Source organism: Nostoc parmelioides FACHB-3921 (assembly GCF_014696625.1).
In the GTDB taxonomy this organism is placed as follows: Bacteria; Cyanobacteriota; Cyanobacteriia; order Cyanobacteriales; family Nostocaceae; genus Trichormus; species Trichormus parmelioides.
On record NZ_JACJQL010000020.1, the window covers coordinates 94,432 to 114,774 of the forward strand.

Annotated in this window: 11 protein-coding genes, 1 tRNA gene and 1 pseudogene; 8 read left to right on the forward strand and 5 right to left on the reverse strand. The window is 38.6% G+C overall.

The window, feature by feature from the left end; genetic code table 11:
- Positions 1 to 380: 380 nt before the first annotated feature.
- Positions 381 to 908, forward strand: coding sequence for a PEP-CTERM sorting domain-containing protein (locus tag H6G14_RS15330; RefSeq protein ID WP_190568220.1), 528 nt, complete (start codon positions 381 to 383; stop codon positions 906 to 908).
- Between the two features lie 414 nt (positions 909 to 1,322).
- Complete coding sequence (locus H6G14_RS15335) at positions 1,323 to 2,915, forward strand: alkaline phosphatase D family protein (protein WP_190568221.1); 1,593 nt, start codon at positions 1,323 to 1,325, stop codon at positions 2,913 to 2,915.
- Between the two features lie 191 nt (positions 2,916 to 3,106).
- On the opposite strand, the gene H6G14_RS15340 is transcribed toward H6G14_RS15335, so the two are convergent.
- The 4 genes from H6G14_RS15340 to H6G14_RS15355 form a co-directional block, all read right to left on the reverse strand.
- Positions 3,107 to 5,653 (reverse strand): two-partner secretion domain-containing protein, encoded by a 2,547-nt coding sequence (locus H6G14_RS15340; RefSeq protein ID WP_190568222.1) that lies wholly within the window; start codon positions 5,651 to 5,653, stop codon positions 3,107 to 3,109.
- A gap of 416 nt (positions 5,654 to 6,069) precedes the next feature.
- Positions 6,070 to 7,635: an NF038122 family metalloprotease gene (locus H6G14_RS15345; protein WP_190568223.1), complete on the reverse strand. Its 1,566-nt coding sequence runs from the start codon at positions 7,633 to 7,635 to the stop codon at positions 6,070 to 6,072.
- Positions 7,636 to 7,657: 22 nt separating this feature from the next.
- Positions 7,658 to 9,217, reverse strand: coding sequence for an NF038122 family metalloprotease (locus tag H6G14_RS15350; protein ID WP_190568224.1), 1,560 nt, complete (start codon positions 9,215 to 9,217; stop codon positions 7,658 to 7,660).
- 132 nt (positions 9,218 to 9,349) lie between these two features.
- Positions 9,350 to 10,570, reverse strand: coding sequence for an NF038122 family metalloprotease (locus H6G14_RS15355; RefSeq protein ID WP_190568225.1), 1,221 nt, complete (start codon positions 10,568 to 10,570; stop codon positions 9,350 to 9,352).
- Positions 10,571 to 11,112: 542 nt separating this feature from the next.
- Here H6G14_RS15355 and H6G14_RS15360 point away from each other — a divergent pair.
- From H6G14_RS15360 to H6G14_RS15375, 4 genes are all read left to right on the forward strand, one after another.
- Complete coding sequence (locus H6G14_RS15360) at positions 11,113 to 11,832, forward strand: DUF928 domain-containing protein (protein ID WP_190568226.1); 720 nt, start codon at positions 11,113 to 11,115, stop codon at positions 11,830 to 11,832.
- 131 nt (positions 11,833 to 11,963) lie between these two features.
- The gene (locus tag H6G14_RS15365; RefSeq protein WP_190568227.1) at positions 11,964 to 14,732 is read left to right on the forward strand and encodes a CHASE2 domain-containing protein; all 2,769 of its coding nucleotides are present in this window, start codon (positions 11,964 to 11,966) and stop codon (positions 14,730 to 14,732) included.
- Positions 14,729 to 16,051 carry a sensor histidine kinase gene (locus H6G14_RS15370; protein WP_190568228.1) on the forward strand — a complete coding sequence of 441 codons (1,323 nt, stop codon included), beginning with the start codon at positions 14,729 to 14,731 and terminating at the stop codon, positions 16,049 to 16,051. The genes H6G14_RS15365 and H6G14_RS15370 overlap by 4 nt, the downstream gene beginning before the upstream one ends.
- Positions 16,052 to 16,119: 68 nt before the next feature.
- On the forward strand, positions 16,120 to 18,726 hold the full coding sequence (locus H6G14_RS15375) for a CHAT domain-containing protein (RefSeq protein ID WP_190568229.1): 2,607 nt from the start codon (positions 16,120 to 16,122) through the stop codon (positions 18,724 to 18,726).
- A gap of 222 nt (positions 18,727 to 18,948) precedes the next feature.
- On the opposite strand, the gene H6G14_RS15380 is transcribed toward H6G14_RS15375, so the two are convergent.
- Positions 18,949 to 19,020: transfer RNA gene (locus tag H6G14_RS15380), tRNA-Gly, on the reverse strand.
- Between the two features lie 465 nt (positions 19,021 to 19,485).
- On the opposite strand from H6G14_RS15380, the pseudogene H6G14_RS15385 reads away from it, so the two are divergent.
- Together H6G14_RS15385 and H6G14_RS15390 are read left to right on the forward strand one after the other, a co-directional pair.
- Positions 19,486 to 19,779, forward strand: a pseudogene (locus tag H6G14_RS15385) (IS4 family transposase); the annotation flags it as partial.
- Positions 19,780 to 19,809: 30 nt separating this feature from the next.
- On the forward strand, positions 19,810 to 20,256 hold the full coding sequence (locus tag H6G14_RS15390) for a CHAT domain-containing protein (RefSeq protein ID WP_199326174.1): 447 nt from the start codon (positions 19,810 to 19,812) through the stop codon (positions 20,254 to 20,256).
- Positions 20,257 to 20,343: the final 87 nt, after the last annotated feature.

Here is a 20,343-nt window from a genome sequence, read left to right on the forward strand (position 1 = left end):
GGCTGTATTAATTGCAAATTGGTTTTATTGATATAGCTGTTGACGGACTTGAAAGCCCTGTGTTGCAAGGGTTTTACTTGAGATATTACCTATTACTAGATTCCTCATTTCCTTGTGGATAAAGAATTTTAATAGCTATTCACTAATTATCTTTTATTTTTACCTCTCATTAAATCTGACTTAAACTCATACCCTCAAGATAGTTTAGTTACAAATCATCGGGCAGCTATTTTCTGATTTTCAAAGGAATATCATCACTTCTTGTTATCACTGATTTTATCGGTGATTAGCTCCTATTTGTCAGTCAAAAGGAGTTAAAAACTACAAGAGAAAGATGGCAGTGTGCATAGTATTAAAAGTTTATGGTGAGGAAAACAGAGATGAAATTTGGTTCACGACTAGTCCTTGCTACTGCTAGTTTGGTTTTGGGGTTGGCGAGTGTGGAAGCAAAGCCAGCATCGGCCGCTATTGTTGATTATGCTTTTACCGTTAATAGTCCTACAAAAACAGGCAGTGGACTATTTAGATTTGATGACTCAACTTTGCTTAACGGCGAGGCCATAGTTCAGTCTCTTTCGTTTCAATTTGCAGGTGAATCTACTATTTACACCGAACAAGATGATCCTGACTACCCAAATTTTCCTATTGTTTTTCTTAACAATTTTTCTACAGGTCAAATATCTTTCGCCTTAGATTATCAATTTGATGATCAGACTAATCCTGGCAGTTTTATCAGATATGAAATCGCTGGTGAAGATTTTACGATTTACTCTGTAAATGATCCAAATTTTGAAGTAATATCAGGTACAGTTTCTTACACTCAAGTTCCCGAACCTGCCATGTTAGGAGGTCTTGTTTTAGCGGGTACTGTCACTTTCATGAAGAGGAAAAAACTCGTTGTGAGATAAAAGCATTAGTCACTGTCAGATAAAACTTCATTTTATAATAATGGAGAATGATTAATTGATTATTCATTCTTCATTTTTATGTATGCTTTTATGGGTCGTGATTTTAAATATTAATTAGAAAATATTTTTTAAGTTTATATTAACCTCATCTTTGTCAAGAATTAATCTACAATCAGTAACTTTATGACGTGAAAACACGACAACTAACACATTAATAACAGTTATGGTAGCTAAAACCTTAATTGGGTAAGTAAATAATACCAATTATCTTAAATTCAGTTATAGATTCAAGTCAACCCATGACTATAAAATCTGAATGACCGAATTTAAAAATCTCAAATGGTATGACAAGTAACGTGTTTTTTGTGTTAGCTGTCGCAATGCTACAAACTATTTGTTAGTCAGGAGTAGAGAATGGTAGATTACCATAATGTTCAGAAGTTCCTGCAAAGTCGGATCAAGCGACGCAACTTAATGATTGGTGCGGGAGCATTCACTGGTTTAGCTATTGCCAGCCAATTTTCTCATCAAAGAGCGATCGCTAGAAGCAGATTTCCCGATTATCCCTTTAAGCTGGGTGTGGCATCAGGCGAACCCTACGACACTAGCGTTGTCATTTGGACTCGTTTAGCTCCGGAACCTTTAAATGGCGGTGGAATGCCACCTGTGAATGTGCCGATTCGCTGGGAAGTAGCCACCGACTCTAACATGAAGCGCATTATCTCCAGGGGAACGGTACTTGCAACTCCTGAACTAGCTCACTCTGTACGAGTAGTGGTAGAAGGACTCTCACCTCATACTTGGTATTGGTATCGCTTTAACGTTGGTAACGAAGCTAGTCCCATTGGCCGGACTCGCACTGCACCCGCATCCGGTAGTTTCTCCAATCAATTGAAGTTTGCGTTAGCATCCTGCCAACATTATGAGCAAGGTTATTACACCGCTTATAAGTATATGGCAGAGGATGATCTGGATTTAGTTGTTCATGTTGGCGATTACATCTACGAAGGTGGGATCAATCTGACTCGACCAAGACAACACAATAGTTCCGAAATTTTCACCTTAGAAGATTATCGCAATCGTCACGCCTTATATAAAACTGATGCCAATCTGCAAGCCACCCATGCAGCCTTCCCTTGGATTACAACTTGGGATGACCATGAAGTGGAAAACAACTACGCCAACTTGATCTCAGAAATCGATACTGAAGCAGACCAAGACCCAGCTATTTTTGCACAACGGCGAGCCATTGCCTATCAGGCTTATTATGAACATATGCCTCTGCGTCCTTTCTCTCGACCAGTCGGCCCTGATATGCAGCTTTACCGCCGATTAAACTTTGGCAACCTAGCCACATTCCATGTTTTAGACACTCGCCAATATCGCACCGACCAACCCTGCGGCGATGGTACGAGAACAGGTTGTTTAGACGCGCTTAATCCTAATGCCACTATTACAGGTAAAGCTCAAGAAGATTGGCTATTTGATGGACTAGATAAATCTTCTGCGAGGTGGAATGTATTAGCACAGCAAGTTCCCATTGCTCAGAGAGACTTTACACCGGGAGAAGGTCAATCTTTCAGCATGGATAAATGGGATGGATACGTGGCTTCCCGCGATCGCTTGATGACTTTTATTGCACAGCGTCAACCATCTAACCCTATATCCTTAGCAGGTGATGTGCATTCTCACTGGGCAATGGATCTCAAAGCCAATTTCAATAACCCAGAATCTGCCACATTGGGTAGTGAGTTTGTCTGTACCTCCATTAGCTCCGGTGGAGATGGTGCAGATATTAATCCCACAGTGCAAGCGTACTTACCAGATAATCCCCACATTAAGTTCTACAACGGTCAACGGGGATATGTGCGTTGTACCGTCACTCCTACCACTTGGCGATCAGACTATCTGGTCATGTCAAATGTCTTAACTCCATCTGGGACAATTAGCAATCGAGCTTCATTTGTGGTTGACAACGGTCTTCCTGGAATACGACAAGTAGTTTAGGAATTTCTACATCACTTACGAGTTAAGCTAATGCGTGCCTAAATCGCATAACTATTAATAAGGGCTGTTGACTGTTGACTGTCAACGGTCAACAGCCCTCACTATGGATTATGCAACAAACTTGTAAAAACTTTTAAATGCTAAATATAGCCATAACCAGATAGATTAGGACACAAAGCCTAGATAAAACCTTAGGGTTTAACATCACATGAAGGTGATACTTGCCACGGAGTGAGAGGCGTTACCTTTGGAATGGATGCTAGTAGCTGTATTGAACCATCTGTACCAACAATTAATCCTTGAGCCTCAACAATTGGTTCTTGATTATTAGCAGTTTGATAGCTACTGTTTGCTGTTGAGTTAGCTACTTCATTGGATAAATCACGGACATCATGCCAAACTATCTCACCTCTGAGGGTATCGGTAGGATTGGCAGGTAAGCCGCCACGATTACTAACAACAAAACGATTTTGTCGTGTTGCACTACAACCACTGGCTATTTGCTGTGAGCGATCGCTAAAATTAGTTGGTAGCTTCACTAATCCGCTAGTAGGGTCAACATCTAGCGTATTCAATTCTACAGTACCATTAAACTCCGCACCCAAATCAGAAGAAGCCGTCAGGTCACTATCTGGAGTCGGTTGGGGACTGAATTGAATCCCAAAAACTCCTTTGGCATTGACAACCACCCTACCACCAAAACCTTTTTGGGCATTAGCGGTAATATCACTATTATCAAAAGCAACTAAAGTATTGGTAGTAATATTAATATTTCCCCCAACTGCACTATTACGGGCATTGGTGGTAATTTGACTACCACGCAGCATTGGCAATGTGTCCGATTGAATCCTAATATTGCCTTTATCTCCAGCATTAGTATCAGCAGTAATTGTCCCTTGATTTGCTAGTAGAATATAAGCAGAATTGACTGTAATATCTCCCGCCGCACCTTTACCAGCTAAACCCCGCCGATTCTCTGGATCTCGGCTCAGGAAATTACTAACATTGATAGTTGCACCATCACGCACAACTAAGCGATTAGCATTCACGTTCAAATCCCCACCGCTACCATTGCCAACAGTAGCATTAGCAAATAAACCACTACGACCAGATTGATTAGTACCTGTCAATTCTACTGAGTTAGCATTAATTGTCATGTTACCAGCCGAGCCATTTCCAGAGGTACTAACAGCAATTTGACCCCCATCAGCAACGCGTAAGTTATTGGTTTCAATCATTAAATTACCAGCATTACCAAAACCAGCACCTAAAAAAGTGGCTATTGGCTCTGGAATCGTTGGTATTTTTATGGTTGTAGCGGCAATAATACTAGGGCCAAATTCTGTCCCACCGATAACTTCCACATCTTCAGCAAAAACTTTCAAATCACCAGCTTTACCAAACCCAAAGGTAGTGGTAAATATCTGTCCGCCATCAGTAACTTGTAATTTATTAGTCTGAACTGTTAAATTACCCCCATTTCCTGTTGCACCTGGCGCAACAGGAACAAATAAACCACTCGGCCCGAAGGGAGAAATACCACTTACCTGCACATTCTCAGCTGTGACATTCAATTCTCCAGCATTTCCAGTCCCAAAAGTACCGCTCGAAATTTGACCCCCATTGCTCATTTGTAAAGTTTTCGTGGTAATAGTGATTTTACCTCCATCTCCACTTGCACCAGAGCCAACATCAGCTAGTACACCGCTAGACACCTGGTTATTAGGATTTAATATAAAGCCTTTGACAGTCAAAGCCTCAGATGTAGATATATTTAATATCCCTCCAGAACCATTACCTGTGGTATCTGTAACTATGACTGAGCCGTTTTCGAGAGTCACGTTTTGCCCTCGCACCTCGATAGAACCACCACTATTACCACTAGTATCTACAGAAGCAGCATTCAGAAGAGCAATATTACCGTAATTAATTCCTGGTGTGGGTTGTAGTTGTAGCTGTCCACTAGGATTGGTGATTGCCACCTCACCTTGATTCACAGACCATAATTCAACTCTTCCCTGGGGTACAGTTATATTTCCTCCATTGAGTTCTACCTTACCTGCAACTAGTGCTAAAGTTTGACCATTTGGGGTTGTGAAGCTTAATCCTGGTGGACGCTTACTGTTATCAATAGAAAAATCGGGATTGAGTCTTAAATTGTTGCCTGAACCTTGTACTTGAATGGTGCTGGTGGGATGAGAACCAAATTGCAAACCGAGAGGTACATTAACACTCAGAATCGGGTTAACTGTAGGGTTGGTAGCACTAAATTCTCTCCCATCAGCGAATTTGATGCTATCTGCTGTACTTCCAATAAATGAGCCACCTATATCTAATTTGGCATTAGCACCAAAGATAATTCCATGTGGATTAATTAGAAATAAATTGGCATTGCCTATATTGTTAGTACCATTGAGAAGTGTTTGAATAGTCCCGTTAATTTGGGAAGGCGAACCTCCCGTAATCCGTGTGATGATATTGTTAATTCCTGTATCGTAAATAAACCTGGCAGTATCACCTGATTGAATTGAAAAATATTGGAAGCTGTGGAACAGGTTAGCACCATTATTTGGTCTACTGCCACCAGTAATATCATGCACACCACTAATACTATTAACATTAGTAGGTACAGTATTATCAGGATTTAGTTGAGTCTGTGCTAATGCCTTTAAAGGTGTTTCTAGAACTAAACAGAAGGTAAAAAATAATAATATTTTTGTTTTTTTAGAGTTCAGCATCTTAGTTTTTGTATAGATTTTTTGCTAGATTATGTAATATGATGTGAGTTCGACAACTGGAAAAAACCCCTCTCCAAACCTCTCACGCCAGTTTGCTCAAGTCGGGAAACCCGCCCACGCAACTGGCTCCCCTGCAAGGAGAGAGGCTTTAAAACCTGGATTTTTAGTTGATATATCATGCTTTTTACTCCCCTCTCCGCGTCGGAGAGGGGTTGGGGGAGAGGTCAGAAAAGACTTGTCGAACTCACGTTAATATAAAATCCCCTTGCAAACATCAATTCGACTGTCAGCGAGTGGGATAAATGAGATTGATTAAAATCAACAGAGATGATGTTTGTGAATGGGATATTGTCTTTGTAACTAAGCTATAATTCCCCAAAAATTCACTAAACTAACAATAGAACTCTTCCAATTTGCTAATTTTCACAACGACGCTTGAGTCGTGCAGCAATGCCAAGTACAGCCATTCCTACCAATGCAGAGATAGTAGTGGGTTCTGGTACAGATTGCGCCTGAGAAGATCGACTCAAATGGTCATCGTCGCCATCACCAAATTCATCTAATGTTTCCCAAGCGAAATTTTGCCAAAAGCCATTGGTGGTTAAATTAGCGGTATTTTGCCAATAGCCATTCCAACCCCACCAATAGCCATTCCAACCCCACCAATAACCATTCCAACCCCAGTTATAAGTACCACTGCTATTGATCATTTTGTTTAAGGATTCACCGCGATCGTCATAGCCATTGTTATTGGCATCAATGTATTGTGGTGTCAGAAGTGAAGCGGCTTGAGTGGTATTGGCATCCATCCAACTGGTAGTGACTCCCATCTTGCTGGCGAGTCCAGATTTGGCACTATTGAAGATGGTGAGTAGGTCTTGATTATTTTGCTGTAGATTCCAACCCAGGACATCTACAACAGTCAAATCATTATTTGTTACGAACTTCCTTGTCCCACCTGCACCTACACTAGATTCCATGATGCCATCATAGGTAGCATCTTTTTTCCAGTGACTGCCTTGACTACCGTCTCCTCGAAATTTGGTACTTCCAGTAGACAAATCACCTAACTTGGTCATACCACCATCAATAGATAATATGGTATTTACACCAATGGATATATCAGGCCTATTCCAAAAGCGGCTATCCTGAGATAAACGAAACATATCCATAAGATAGCCATATTTAGACATATCATCACTGGTGAACCATAACTTTTTTGTCAATAAATCTGCGTATTCAGGTGAGTCAATACCACTGATAAAACCGAGGGTGTGAGTTAGTTCATGTACCGCCACACTAAAAAAGTCTAAAGTGAGAGTGGGAATATTATTACTGGTGTTGGTATCCGAAAAATAATTCCATGAGAGAGGCTTGTTAATATTGCCTAAGTTACTCACCAGTATATAGGCATCATAACCAGGATCATTACCACTAATAATTCCTAAAGCTTTGGCATTAGCACGGGTAAGATTGACGTTTTTGACATCGGACTGAATCTCTAAGTCAGCTAGTCCATATGTATAGGTATTGGTTAAAGATTGATATCCTGTGCATTGATTTTGCCATGATCCATTGCTAAAGGTCAGGCTGGTATGACATTGGTCATATACACTATTTAAAGCTGTGCGATCGCTAGATGAGGTAATATCTGTTTGTAGCTTTTGATAAACGGTGCTGAATTTTTGCGAAGTCACACCTGGTATTGCTCCACCAATGACGTTTTTAGGTAACATATTGGTCGGCTCAATAAAGATATTGAGGGTAACATCATCAGCTAGGTGATTTGACCAATATCTACCAGCCATCTCATAACCAAGCATTTGGTTGAGAGTTGTACCAGGTGCGTAGGTGAAATTAAACTGTAAGGCTTGAGCTGATGTACTACCAACCATGACAACAGAACCAGTCAGTATCAAAGGTGTCAGTAATTTTAGTAACCTAAGAGACTTGTTTTGCTTCTGATAGATCTTTGTCTTCATAGAATTAAACCTGCTGGACTAGTTAACGATGACGCTTGAGTTTTGTAGCAATACCCATTACAGCCATTCCTAATAATCCAAAGATAGTTGTAGGTTCTGGTACAGATTGCGCCTGAGAAGATCGACTCAAATGGTCAGAGTTGCTATATTCATACTCATCCAGTGTTTCCCAAGCAAAATTTTGCCAAAAGCCATCGGTGGTTAAATTGGCGGTATTTTGCCAATAGCCATTCCAACCCCACCAATAACCATTCCAACCCCACCAATAACCATTCCAACCCCAGTTATAAGTACCACTGGTATTAATCATCTTGTTTAAGGATTCACCGCGATCGTCATAGCCATTGTTATTGGCATCAATGTATTGTGGTGTTAGACGTAAAGCGGCTTGAGTAGTATTAGCATCCATCCAACTGGTAGTGACTCCCATTTTGCTGGCGAGTCTAGATTTGGCACTATTGAAGATGGTGAGTAAGTCTTGATTGTTCTGCTGTAGATTCCAACCTAGAGCGTCTAGGACGGTTAGGTCGTTATTTGTGACTAATTTTCTCGTACCACCTGCACTCAGACTAGCCTCCATAATGCCATCATAAGTAGCATCTTTTTTCCAGTGACTGCCTTGAGAACCGTCTCCTCCAAATATGGTGTTACCAGAAGACAAATCAGCTAATTTGCTTGTGCCACTATCAATAGATAACATGGTATTTACACCAGGAGATATATCAGGAATACCTAGATTATTCAAGCTATTTCCAGATAATCGAAACATATCCATCAAATAGCCATATCTAGACATATCTGCACCGCTCAGGCTGCTTGTCGTCTTCAATAAGTTTGTATATTCAGGTGAGTCCATACCACTAATAAAGCCAAGGGTGTGAGTCAGTTCGTGTACAGCCACACTGAAAAAGTCGAGGGTACTTGTGGGAATAGTGTTACTGCTATTAGTCGCAGAAAAATAATTCCATGAGAGAGACTGGGTGACATTACCTAAGTTACTCACCAAAATGTAAGCATCATAACCAGTATCTTGACCATCAATCAACCCCAACGCTTTAGCATTCGCACGGGTCAGATTAATATTGTTGACACCGTAAGTATAATTGGTGTTAAAAGAACCACCATTATAGTGTCTAGCGTAAGCATTATATCCTGTACAGTTATTCTGCACATATCCACCAGTACCTTGTTGCACAAAGGTTGATGTTGAATTACATCGGTTATATATACTAGCAACTGCTTTTTGATCGGTCAGTGAGGTAGCATCTGCTTGTAGTTTTTGAGAAACGGTAGTAAAGTTTTGTGAAGTCACACCTGGAATTGCGCCGCCAATAACGTTAGTAGGTAACATATTTGTTGGCTCAATAAAGATATTGACGGTGACATCATCAGATAGGTGATTTGACCAATACCTACCAGCCATCTCATAACCAAGCATTTGGTTGAGGGTTGTACCAGGTGCGTAGGTGAAATTAAACTGTAAGGCTTGAGCTGAAGTGTTACTTACAACCATTGAAGCAGCTAAGGTGAGGGGTGTAAGTAATTTCAATAAAGGCAGGGATTTCAAACGATTTGGAGACATATTGGTAATTCTTTAATGATCATTCTTATAGATAGGTTGTATGAATGTTAAATGAGGATTGCTTGATGTATGTTAGTAATTAGTTAAACCAGCAGCTTATTTTTTAGTGTCAGTACGAATACTGATTGGTAACTATGGAGCAGGATGAGCTGTTTGCCAATAACCATTCCAGCCCCAGTTATAGATGCCACTTTCTTGCATCATTTGCTGCACATCAGAAGAGCGATCGCGGATGGCATCATTATTTGTATTACCATCAAATTGGGAGTCCCAAATTTGTTGTGCTTTAGTTTGGGCATTTCTAGATAAAGCAGGCAAATTGATTGTTGGGGAATAATCAACCTGCCAACCAATGTAATCGAGAGCGGTGAGATCCAGTCTCGAAATTTTTCTAATTCCTCCCATACTGATGGTTGAGGACATAATCCCTAAATAGGGTTGGCTATTGCTTTTCCAGTGACTAGCCTGATCTCCATCACCTCCCAAGAGAGTGTTTTCGCCAGTGGAAAAGAGTGCTTGGTGTACAGTTGGAGTGTTTCCTTTCGATTGAGTAAAGTTAAATGGATTTTGCCCACCATTGATTGAGAAGTATTTAGTTCCACCAACTGTGTAGTCAATTGCTCTTTGGTTGGCACTCTCAGTAGAGTAGCGAAACATATCAAGAGCGGTAGGTAAAGCTAAACCACTCAAAGCATCAATACCACTAATAAAACCCAAGCTATGCCCAATTTCGTGGATAGCTACACTGACAAAATCATATTGGTTCTGATCAACTTTGCCCCCAGCATACCTGTAACTCCAATTAACCGATTTTTCCAGTTGAATATAGGCATCTAATCCAGAAGCATCACCACTCAAGTCATTACCGAGAGCTTTATTATTGGCTGTAGTTGTCAGAAGTTCATCATTACTACTATTAATGATGCCGCCTGCTAGTCTAGTTCTATATTTATCACTGCTGTGGGTAGAAGTTGGCAACTGATGGATATTAGCTGTACCATCTGCACCCAAACCTTCCTTGAACTTGTCATAGTTGATCTTTTGAATTGCTGGGGTTGCACCGCCCAATTTACCCTCAGCCAAAACACCTTCGGTCATTTCAACATGGATGTTGATAACAACATCTATATCTTGTAGGTAAACAGACCAAATATTTCCTGCTAACTCAACTGCTGCAATCTGTTCCTGTGTGATTCCTGGCTCATAGGTAAAGTTAAATGTGACAGCTTGGGCAGGAATAGCAGATCCTATTAATGCCGATAAAGCTAACAGTGGTTTTGCTGTATGCAGAGCTATTTGGGTGATTCGATGAGATAGGATTGTATGTATTTTTTTGTACTGTTTGCAGTTCATACCAGTAATTTATCAGGAATAAATATATCAACTGACAATATAGAAAATATTGTGATGTTCCGATATGAAACATTTGTAAAAATAATTTTTTTTTTCATATAGAAGTAGACAATCAATCTTTTTGAGTATGTTGTTTTTTTAAAGTCAACTATAAATAAGACTCGTGGTCAAAATTTTTATCTATCAATTTTAAGTATTTTCAAGTAAGTATTATAAATTGCACACATTGATTGATCGGAAAAGCCAAAATAATTATAAAAACTATAAACTCAGCTTTTTGATTTAATAATTACTAAATCTCTACTTGAAACTGTTATTTGACTTCATGAATTTCTTTTATATGAATAAATAATTTTTCATAAAATTCCCTGATAAGAATCTTAAGAGATTTGTGATTAACTCGTTACTTGTTAATAAAAACATGGCAATAGTAATTATACTGATGCAATAAAATAAATAATAACATTGAATAATAGTAAGTAATATAATCCTTAGAAATAAGGTATCCGCAGTAAATTACTTTTAGACAGTCTTCAAAATTTATGGCAAGAGAACATAAATATCTTTTCCAACCAAAGTTATTGGTAGTTTTGTGGTTAATTTCTTTATCCTCAATTCCCATTGGAATTACACCCAGTATGGGTCAGGTAACTTTTAGACCACCTAAAGCACAAGCTCCAAAAAACTCAATTGGAGGAGCATCCCGTGATGCTTCTACTTGCGGTGCTGATGTGAGCGCAACTATTCAAGCTTCAGTGACACCATTGTTACCAAAAACTAATATTGGCTTGACAGTGGCAGAGCGTCCGGCAATATTTGTTTATGTTCCGCAAACGAATGCTAAAACAGCACTTTTTGCTTTGCAGGATGAACGAGGAAAGCAATCTTACCAGAGAATATTAAACTTGTCTAAGAAACCTGGGGTGATAGAAATTAAGCTTCCTAGTTCAGTGTCAGCGCTAAAAATAGGACAGAATTATCAATGGTCTTTAGTGATGATTTGTACTGAAGAATTAGAGCCGGATAGTCCTTGGATAAGTGGATGGATTCGTCGAGTTGAATCTCATCGAAATTTAAATAATCAACCTACTGTACAATTAGCATCCAAGTTAGCTAATATGGGCATCTGGTATGATTCCCTGGCTACTCTTGCCGAATTAAAAAGAAAACAACCAAATAATCCAACTGTGATGACTTCTTGGCAAGAACTATTAAGGTCTGTTGATTTGAGTGCGATCGCTGAAGTGCCTCTTGCCAATTAAGCAAAACTAGACAAAATAAAAGCAAGAGGATAAGAAAGCATGAGAATAATTTTCACTCATGCTTCTTCTCTAGTAATTACTATTGATGTTTATCCAATTGCAAAACCTTCCATCTTGAATACAAATACCTAATGAGGTCATCTGTAAAAACAATTATTGGCTATATACACAGGGTATGTTTCCAGGATTGGCGCAGTATATTCATGACAGCACCAGTCGTGGCAATATGCGTCATGGCTGGAGGAATGGCGGGATTATTTCAACTGCTGGAATGGAATGCGATGGAGCAATATTACGCTCTACGCCCTGCTGAACCACTAGACAAACGGATTCTAATTGTTACTATTGATGAACAAGACATTACTCAAATTGGTAAATGGCCTATTCCTGACCTGATTTTAGCCCAGTTGATCATCAAACTCAAAGCACAAAAACCAGCAGCCATAGGCTTGGATATCTATCGAGATTTGCCAGTAGAACCAGGTCATCAAGAATTGGTGGAAGTGATCAAATCTACGCCTAACTTGATTGGAATCAAAAAATTAGTGGGGAATCAAGTTGCCCCATCACCTACTTTATCTGAATTAGGTCAAATTGCACTGGCTGATTTAGTCGTGGATACAGATGGTAAAGTCAGGCGCGGTTTATTATCTGCTGGTGATAGTCAGGAGAAAATCTTTTTAGGATTAGCACCTCACTTAAGTCTGATGTATCTTCAAAATAAAGGTATTGCTTTAGAGCAACTAGATCCAACTGGCAATTCTTTGCGGCTAGGGAAAGCAGTATTTACACCTTTGAATGGTGAAGAATTTAGTTATCAAGGTACAGATGTTGGAGGATATCAAATTCTATTGAATTACCGTGGTCTTCAAGATGATTTTGACACGGTAAAGATGCGGGATATTCTCAGTGATTCCATATCATCAGAATTAATACGCGATCGCATTGTTTTGATTGGGACTACAGCTAAAAGTATTAATGATTTTGTGAACGTTGGTTACAGTCGCAGTGTACAGAATGAAGAGAAACGCATGGCTGGGGTAGTAGTTCATGCCAATTTAGTCAGTCAGATTTTAAGTGCTGCTCTTGATGGTAGACCATTGTTGCGAGTTTGGTCTGAGCCAGCAGAGTGGCTATTGGTATTTTGTTGGTCTTTTGTCAGTAGCGGTGTCACTTGGCATGGGTTGCAAGTCAACTCTAAGCGCAAACAGTCTTTACCAGGATGGCCGATTCTGGTGATTTTAGTGAGTATAAGTATAATCTTCAGCAGTAGCTATGCTGCATTTATGATTGGTTGGTGGATTCCTGTAATTTCGCCACTGTTGACAATTTTTCTGTCTACGGTTTTTACTACTAATCTGTATAAACAATCACAATTAGAAAAAGCTAACCAGCAACTGCAAGATTATTCTCGCACCTTGGAAGAAAAAGTGCGCGATCGTACCCAAGAGTTAGAAACCGCCAAAATTGCTGCTGATGTTGCCAACCAAGCTAAAAGCGAATTTTTAGCAAGCATGAGTCATGAGTTGCGGACACCCCTTAATGGGATTTTAGGGTACGCACAAATCCTAGAACGGTCTGAAAACATAGCACCAGCAGCATTAGAAGGCATTAATATTATTCATCAGTGTGGTTCTCACCTGCTTACTCTCATCAACGATATTTTAGACTTGTCGAAAATCGAGGCGGGAAAACTGGAATTGCACAATACGGATTTTGATTTTTCTTACTTCCTGACAGGAGTAGTAGAAATGTGTCGTATCCGCGCCTTACAAAAAGGCATCTCTTTTCATTATCTACCAGACCCTAATCTCCCTCAAGCAATTAATGCCGATGAAAAACGGTTACGACAAATAATAATTAATTTACTTGGTAATGCGATTAAGTTTACTGAAACAGGTGGAGTTAATTTTACAATACAAGTCTTAGAAGCAGGAGCCGATTTCCACAAAATCAGATTTCAAGTGGAAGATACGGGGGTAGGAATGACTCCTGAACAATTGACAAAGATTTTTTTACCTTTTGAGCAAGTAGGAGATAAAAGTAAACAAGCAGAAGGTACGGGATTAGGACTAGCTATTAGCTGTAGAATTGCTGAATTAATGGGCAGTCAAATCCAAGTAGATAGCATTTTGGGAACTGGCAGCAAATTCTGGCTAGATTTAAATTTAAATATTATCAGTCACTGGTTACAAACATCTAGTGTGTTGCAGAAGAAAAAAATTATTGGCATTCAAGGCAAACAACCAAAAATTCTAATTGTAGATGACAAATGGGAAAACCGTTCTATAATTTGTAATTTTTTACGACCAATTGGTTTTGAATGCCTTGAAGCCAGTGATGGAAAAGAGGGATTAAATATAGCAGTCACAAATCAGCCTGACTTGATTATTACTGACTTAGCTATGCCAGTTATAGATGGCTTTGAAATGATCCAAACCTTAAGAAGTTTACTTGAAACATCCAAAGTTCCCATTTTCGTGTCTTCTGCCAGTGTGTTTGAAAGTGATAGAAATAAAAGTTTACAAATAGGAGGAAATGAATTTTTACCAAAACCTTTAGAAATCGATAAATTACTCCAATATTTGCAAAATTATTTACAAATTGAATGGATTTATGCAAAGGATGGCAAACAAACAAAAATTTCTAAAAATCAACCATCTCAACATAGTAACCATCAACTTATAGTTGCACCGCCAATATCAGAACTTGATAAGATATTAGATTTGTCTATGAGAGGAAACATCAAAGGAATACAAGTAATTTTGAATCAAATAGAAGAATTAGATTCTCATGGTGATTTTATTGGCTTTGTGACACAAGTTAGACAATTAAGTGATAACTTTCAAATTAAACAAATCCGCGAATTAATAAAATATTTAAAAGCTAGTACATCATGAAGATTTTTAATACTTTTGAAAAAGCCACAATATTAATTGTTGATGACAATCCCACAAATTTAAAAGTTTTATCAGATGCTATTTCTTCTTTAGGGTGGGAAGCGTTAATAGCAATTGATGGTGAAAATGCTATTGAAGAAGCTGAATATGCTCAACCAGATATAATTTTGTTAGATGTGATGATGCCGGGAATAGATGGGTTTCAAACCTGTGCAGAACTTAAGAAAAAATCTTCTACAAAAGATATACCAGTTATTTTTCTGACGGCTCTTACAGATCAATTTGATAAGGTATTAGGTCTCGTCACAGGTGGGGTAGACTATATAACTAAACCCTTTAATTTAGATGAGGTTTTAGCAAGAATTCAGGTGCATTTAAAATTGAGCTTATTAACTAAAGAACTAGAAATAAAAAACCAAGAACTTGATAGATTAGTAGAAGAACGTACACAAAAACTCTCTTTAACTTTGGATAAACTCCAGCAATCTCAATTACAGTTAGTCCAAAGTGAAAAATTATCCACACTGGGAGAGTTAGTTGCTGGAGTTGCTCATGAAATTAATAATCCTCTAAACTTTGTCATGGGCAATTTAGGATTTCTCCGTAATTATATAAATGCTTTAACTCAGCATTTAGAGCTTTATCATCAATATTACCCAAATCCAGTTATAAATATTACTAAAAATGCTAAGTTAATAGAACTAGATGAAATATTGATAGATATACCAAAAGTTATATCTTCAATCGATACAGGATTAGAGAGAATCCATAATATTAGTGATAGTTTACGCAATTTTTCCCGTTCAGACGTATCGAAAAAAGCTTTTTTTGATATCCATGAAGGTATCAACAGTACTTTAATAATTTTATCGTATCGCTTAAAAGGTAATAAACTACGTCCGGACATAGAAGTAATTAAGGACTATGGCAATTTACCACTAATTGAATGTTATCCTGAGCAGATAAATCAAGTTTTTATGAATATGATTGCTAATGCCATTGATGCCATTGATGAGTTATGTCAAAAAGTAGCAGATGTTCAAAATAATAAAAATTATCAAATTCTTATCAAAACCGTATGGAAGCAAGAAGAAGAATTACTAATAGTTACATTTAAAGATAATGGTTTGGGTATGTCAGTAGAAACTCAAAAACAGATATTTGAACAGTTTTTTACCACCAAACCACGGGGTAAAGGTACTGGTTTGGGTTTATCTATTAGCCGCCAAATTATTGAAGAGAAACATAATGGCAGGTTAAGATGTTTTTCTGTCTTGGGTGAGGGAACAGAATTTTTAATGGAAATTCCAGTCAGGTAACTTACTAAAAAATTTTCTACTCAAGCAAGATTACTAGTAAATGTCAAATTTATATAAAAAATTAGTATATGCCGAATTTCACTAAATATGGGGTCTCTTTGGGAGTGCTAACCTTCTTTTTAACAACAACGAGTCTGACAGTATCGGCACAGACTAATCAGAGACTAGACCAAATATCAAAATTAAATCTGCAAACAGACTCAAGTTTACGGCAATACTCTATTATTGACTCTTCAAATCCCAAAGAGCAACTGCATCAGGGTAGAAATCTGTTTGAATCTGGACGCTTTACTGAAGCTGTGAAATTTTGGGAAGCTGCATATATTGGCTTTAAAAACCAAGGTGATAGTATCCATGAAGCTTGGAGTTTAAGTTACCTGTCCTTGGCTCATCAGAAATTAGGTGATTGGCAAAATGCAGAAGTTACTATTACTAATAGCTTAAATATATTAAAACATCTCAACGCCCAAAAACAGGGAAACTCTGCTGTTTTAGCAATAGCTCTAAATACTCTAGGTAATCTCAAACTCTCAACAGGACAAGCACAAGCAGCTTTAAAAGCTTGGCAAGATGCGGAAAGTGCATATGCAGTAGCTGGTGATGATGTGGGAAAGCTAGGTAGCCAAATCAACCAAGCTCAAGCAATGCGAGCATTGGGACTATATCGCAGAGGACAGCAGTTGTTAGTTGACGTGCATCAAAAGTTACAAAATCAGCCAGACTCTATCATTAAAGCGAAAGCATTACAAAGCTTAGGAATTGCTTTTCAATTAGTAGGAAACATACAACAATCTCAAGAAATTTTACAGCAGAGCTTAAAGATTAGCAAAGAATTAAATCCCACTACAGACATTAGTAATATTCTGTTTAACTTGGGAAATACAGCTAGAGATTTACAACAAATAGAGGTAGCTTTTGATTATTATCAACAAGTTGCAGCTCAGACAACTAATTCTCAATTACGAGTAGATGCACAGTTGAATCAACTTAGTCTCTATTTACAAACTAGACAAAATAAACCCTCTGAGGCTTTATTATCAGAGATTAAGTGGCAATTAGAGAAACTGCCGCCAAGTCGGATGTCTATTTATGCAACAATTAATTTTGTCAGCAATTTTACTAAATTCTCAAAGCTCTATGGCAATGAGTCTATATCATATCAAGAATCAGCACAAATTTTAGCCCGTGCATTACGGCAGGCTCAAATGCTTGGTGATTTGCGCGCTCAAGCTTATGCTTTAAATGAGTTAGGAAAATTGTACTTTGAGAAGCAACAGTTAGCTGACGCTTTAAAACTGAGCCAACAAGCACTACAAATTACTCAAGAGATTAATGCTGGTGATATTAGTTATCAAGCGGCTTGGCAAGTTGGGCGTATTCTGAAAAAACAAGGTGACAATCAGGGTGCGATCGCAGCTTATGATATTGCTGTGAAAACCCTCAAATCTCTGCGTAGTGACTTAGTAGCGATTAATCGTGATGTTCAGTTTTCTTTTCAGGAGAGTGTCGAACCAATTTATCGGGAGTTAGTGGATATATTACTGGAATCCCCTCAACCCAGTCAACGAAACTTAAAATTAGCACGAGAGACAATCGAAGCATTGCAATTAGCAGAGTTAGATAATTTCTTTCGGGAAGCTTGTTTAAACGCTAAACCAGAGCAAATTGATCAGATCGACAAACAAGCAGCAGTGATCTATCCGATTATTTTAAGCGATCGCTTAGAAGTAATTTTATCTATTCCTGGCAAACCCCTCTCTAGTTATAAAACAGTCCTATCTTCAAGGGAAATAGAAGACATAATTAAACAAACACGCCAATCTCTCAACCCAATTTTCTCAAATGAAGAAAGGTTAAATGTTTCTCAAAAACTTTATGGTTGGCTAATAAATCCTCTGGAATCTGAGTTAAGCAAAAGTGAAGTGAAAACACTGGCTTTTGTGTTAGATGGTCCTTTACGCAATATCCCGATGGCAGTTTTACATGATGGCAAACAGTATTTGCTAGAGAAATACAGTTTAGCACTATCTCCAGGGATGCAGTTGATGCCAGCGCGATCGCTCAAACGTGAAAATCTCCAATTGATGACAGCCGCACTGAGCGAGTCACGCCAAGGCTTTAAAGCGTTACCAGCAGTTAAATCGGAAGTAACAGAAATTTCTGAAGAAGTTTCTTCAAAACTACTTTTAAATGAAAATTTTACCGACACCAACCTCAAAAAGGCTATAGAATCAACACCATTTTCGGTGTTACATCTAGCTACTCATGGTCAGTTTAGTAGCCAGTCTGATGACACTTTTATTCTCAGTTGGAATGAGAAGATTAATATTAAACAATTGAGTGAATTTCTGCAAACCAGAAACGAATCAGAATCTACACCTTTAGAATTAATGGTTCTCAGTGCCTGTCAAACAGCAAAAGGAGATAATCGAGCTATATTAGGCTTGGCTGGGGTAGCAGTACGCTCTGGCGCGCGCAGCACTCTAGCTACTCTCTGGTCAGTAAAAGATGAGTCTACGGCTAAATTTATGGTGGAATTTTATAAACACCTCAGACAACCGGGTATGAGCAAAGCAGAAGCATTACGACAAACTCAACTAACTTTTTTGCAAAATGCTGATTTTCAACATCCTTTTTATTGGTCAGCATTTGTCTTGGTAGGTAATTGGCTATAGGTGTAGAGCGACAAATTATTTGACCACTTCAACAAATTATATGTGACGGCATTATCTTGAATTGGTGCGTGAGTTTAATATGGTAGTGGCTACGAAAATTAATCCTTAATTTTAAGATGGCATTAGTTTTGTTAGCAGAGGTGTAAACTAATTCGACAAGACTAATCTGTTAACAGCGACATTAATTTGTTAACAGTGACACATAATTAGTTAATGTGCAAAAGCGGGCGATGGGACTCGAACCCACGACGTTCACCTTGGGAAGGTGACATTCTACCACTGAATTACGCCCGCATGAACCGCACAGGCATAATTGTAACACTATTTTTGCAGTGTAGATAATATCTGCATCCCCATCATGTGTTGGCACAATCTCTTATACAAAACGTGCAGGATCTCCCAGGGAAGAAAGAGATGACATTCTTCCTACCACAGGTCATGGTTCATACTTGCGTCACCATGTTACCGTATTCAGATCACCGTCATACAGTGAAAAGACGCGGAACATAGATAGTGATAAACTATTGTGCTTTTAAGTTGCACAATCCGTCGTGAGGGCTGTTGAGTGTCAACGGTCAACAGTTAACAGTCCTTATTAGTAGTTATGCAATTTAGACACGCATTAGCTTAATCTCTCTTTTGTTACTACGGGGAAAGTATAATTAGAAAGAAAACCGTAAACAGTAAGTAAGAGGGATTTTTACGCCGCGCAGACAGCCAGTAAGCACAGTGGCATTCATAGATACTAATGCCTCAGGAAAACGGCTAATTTCTCTCATATTATTAATCTCACTCGCCTATACCAGTGCAACTATATCTGGTCAAAAAATTAAACGTATGGGTGTTCAAAAATATGTCGGTAGAATTAAAGAATCGGGGCGGATAGTTCGCCGTCATAGCAGTTTTTATATCGGGTTATATGGACTTAACTGGGTCAATTTTATCGAAGAAACAAGCGAGTTAGTATCTGAATTATTGAGATTAAGTCCTAATAAGCGTCATTTTTACCAACACGGACAAAGAGCTATGAGGCTTATTATGTCTGTCTTCTAGACCTCTTTGTAGCCCCTTAAGATCAAAGATTTGTCACAAATCATACTCGCCCTTGTGGCCAAGCAATTGGGACAGAAACGTTTGGTAATTGTGAGTGATGGTGCTTTGCAGTACGTGCCGTTTGCAGCTTTGAATACACCAGGAAGCAGCAACTATCAACCATTACTGCTGAACCACGAAATTATTCATATACCCTCAGCCTCTACCGTAGCGATTCTCAGGCGGGAAAATCAACAACGTCAACCAGCGCCTCAGATATTAGCTGTGTTGGCAGACCCGGTTTTTAGCCGAGATGATGAGCGCCTGCGAGGTAAAACTAAACCCTCTCAGGTACCTGTAGCAGAAACTATCGCTTTAAGTAGATCTGCTAACACCTCAAATATCAATTTTGAGCGTCTACACTTCATCCGTACAGCTAGAAACATGGCGCAATCAAAAATATACTGCACCTTATTATTAGACCTATCTTTAAAATAAATTTTATAGGAAAATAAACAGAGGAGCTAGAAAAGCGAGTATTAATAATGACAAGCCCCTTAAAAAGAATAGAATCATACCCAGAGG

Coding starts and splice junctions, on each gene's coding strand:
- H6G14_RS15345 (WP_190568223.1), bottom strand. CDS start 7,635: ATGAAGACAAAGATCTATCAGAAGCAAAACAAGTCTCTTAGGTTACTA.
- H6G14_RS15330 (WP_190568220.1), top strand. CDS start 381: ATGAAATTTGGTTCACGACTAGTCCTTGCTACTGCTAGTTTGGTTTTG.
- H6G14_RS15355 (WP_190568225.1), bottom strand. CDS start 10,570: ATGAACTGCAAACAGTACAAAAAAATACATACAATCCTATCTCATCGA.
- H6G14_RS15350 (WP_190568224.1), bottom strand. CDS start 9,217: ATGTCTCCAAATCGTTTGAAATCCCTGCCTTTATTGAAATTACTTACA.
- H6G14_RS15365 (WP_190568227.1), top strand. CDS start 11,964: ATGAGGTCATCTGTAAAAACAATTATTGGCTATATACACAGGGTATGT.
- H6G14_RS15370 (WP_190568228.1), top strand. CDS start 14,729: ATGAAGATTTTTAATACTTTTGAAAAAGCCACAATATTAATTGTTGAT.
- H6G14_RS15360 (WP_190568226.1), top strand. CDS start 11,113: ATGGCAAGAGAACATAAATATCTTTTCCAACCAAAGTTATTGGTAGTT.
- H6G14_RS15335 (WP_190568221.1), top strand. CDS start 1,323: ATGGTAGATTACCATAATGTTCAGAAGTTCCTGCAAAGTCGGATCAAG.
- H6G14_RS15340 (WP_190568222.1), bottom strand. CDS start 5,653: ATGCTGAACTCTAAAAAAACAAAAATATTATTATTTTTTACCTTCTGT.
- H6G14_RS15375 (WP_190568229.1), top strand. CDS start 16,120: ATGCCGAATTTCACTAAATATGGGGTCTCTTTGGGAGTGCTAACCTTC.